At 51.5% G+C, this 1,156-nt stretch carries 3 protein-coding genes; all 3 read right to left on the reverse strand.

Translation table 11 applies throughout. From position 1 onward, the window contains the following. The coding region (locus tag ABNS49_RS11995; RefSeq protein ID WP_348688209.1) for a transcription termination/antitermination NusG family protein at positions 1-290 on the reverse strand (290 nt) is incomplete at its 3' end. Then, positions 287-847, reverse strand: coding sequence for a phage protein Gp27 family protein (locus ABNS49_RS12000; RefSeq protein ID WP_348688210.1), 561 nt, complete (start codon positions 845-847; stop codon positions 287-289). The genes ABNS49_RS11995 and ABNS49_RS12000, both read right to left, overlap by 4 nt. Before the next feature lie 4 nt (positions 848-851). Then, a complete protein-coding gene (locus ABNS49_RS12005; protein ID WP_348688211.1) occupies positions 852-1,049 on the reverse strand; it encodes a hypothetical protein in 198 nt (65 codons plus the stop codon). Positions 1,050-1,156 lie beyond the last annotated feature (107 nt).

Here is a 1,156-nt window from a genome sequence, read left to right on the forward strand (position 1 = left end):
CCGTTTGAGAGCCACCGTATCATTTCCGCCTCGTGTTCGGGGAGCGGCGTGGGATTTCCTAAAAAGCGTATCACGCCCGGCACCGGATTTATCCTGTGAAACATCTCCGCGCTAAAGTCGATATCCACAAAAACATATCCGGGGAAAAGATTTTTTATCATCTTCGACCACAGACCGCCCTTGCGGATAATGATCCGCTCTCGAGGAACGTCGGCGGAAATTCCCTCCCGGAGAAGCCGGCAGCGCACATCAAGTTCCTTGCCCGTCTGTACCTGCAATACGTAGATCATGAGCTGTCGCCTCCCTCCTCGGAAGCAAGCTCGTCCAGAGCCTTGGAGAATTTTTCGTAAAGCTCGGGATATTTTTTCGACACCCCGGTAAACGCTTTCTGCTTGATAGCGTCGAATCCCATCTCCGTCAGCTCCTTGTTCTTTATGTCCACGCCCCGCTTGTACGCCGACACCCGTATCAGGTCGGAAGCCTGCTTCAGCAGCTTCAGCGGGTCAACGTCCTCAAAATCCTCATCGGACAGCTGCTGAATGTTGGTTAGCAGCAGGTGGGACACGATCCGCATAATGCCCTCGGTGGTGTCCATGTCGGGCGTGCGGTTGATCTCGTCGTTTATCGCCCGGAAGGTCTCCTGGGCGAACCTGATGGAGTCCAGGGATTTGCAGAGCCTCCGCGCGTATCTGCAAACGGACGCTTGCGAGATCATCTCTCCGGCGCTGTCTTTTATGTAGTCCACAATTTCCTTGTACGTAAAATTGTTGGACGTGATCATGGATTCCACCTCGGATTTTACCTCCGGTCTGAGCTTGTCAATTTTGCCGTGACTGCGGTTTGCCATATGATCACTCCCTATCGCTCAGGAAACGCAAATATCTGCACACTGAAATTTGAGTGACATTCATTCCGGTAATTTCAGATATGCGCTCCGCAATTTCACGGAATGTAAATTCGTTAGACAAAATCATAGATTCCGCTTCTGCTCTGACTGCGGCATCAAGTCTTCGGATATCAATGTGTTTATGCTTCTGTTCGTTTACCATGCTGTCACCGCCTTAATTATCAACGCACGGATCGGAAATTCTGCCGTAAAGGAGCTGCACTCCCTTTGCGGTAAGCTTGCCCTCCAGCTCGTCCATGGGATAATCCG

This window comes from uncultured Dubosiella sp. (assembly GCF_964018005.1).
In the GTDB taxonomy this organism is placed as follows: Bacteria; Bacillota_I; Bacilli_A; order Erysipelotrichales; family Erysipelotrichaceae; genus Dubosiella; species Dubosiella muris.